Source organism: Actinoplanes awajinensis subsp. mycoplanecinus, assembly GCF_001509495.1.
Taxonomy (GTDB): Bacteria; Actinomycetota; Actinomycetes; order Mycobacteriales; family Micromonosporaceae; genus Actinoplanes; species Actinoplanes palleronii.
This window is the reverse complement of sequence record NZ_LLZH01000158.1, coordinates 1-432: the sequence shown is the minus strand read 5'-3', so window position 1 is coordinate 432 and position 432 is coordinate 1. Positions and strand designations below refer to the sequence as shown.

At 68.3% G+C, this 432-nt stretch carries 1 pseudogene; it reads left to right on the top strand.

The features are described from left to right. Nucleotides 1–432: pseudogene (locus ADL15_RS18790) on the top strand (glycogen debranching enzyme); the annotation flags it as partial.

Sequence of the window (432 nt, the reverse complement as noted above, 5' to 3'; positions counted from 1 at the left end):
TGCGGTACTGGGTGACCGAGATGCACGTGGACGGGTTCCGCTTCGACCTGGCCTCGGCCCTGGCCCGGGAGTTCCACGAGGTGGACCGGCTGGCGGCGTTCTTCGACCTGGTCAACCAGGACCCGGTGGTGTCACAGGTGAAGCTGATCGCCGAGCCGTGGGACGTCGGTGACGGCGGCTACCAGGTGGGCGGGTTCCCGCCGAACTGGACCGAGTGGAACGGCAAGTACCGCGACTCGGTGCGTGACTTCTGGCGCGGCGAGCCGTCCAGCCTCGGCGAGTTCGCGTCCCGCTTCACCGGCAGCTCCGACCTGTACCAGGACGACGGGCGCCGGCCGATCGCGTCGATCAACTTCGTCACCGCGCACGACGGGTTCACCCTGCACGACCTGGTGTCCTACAACGAGAAGCGCAACGACGCCAACGGCGAGG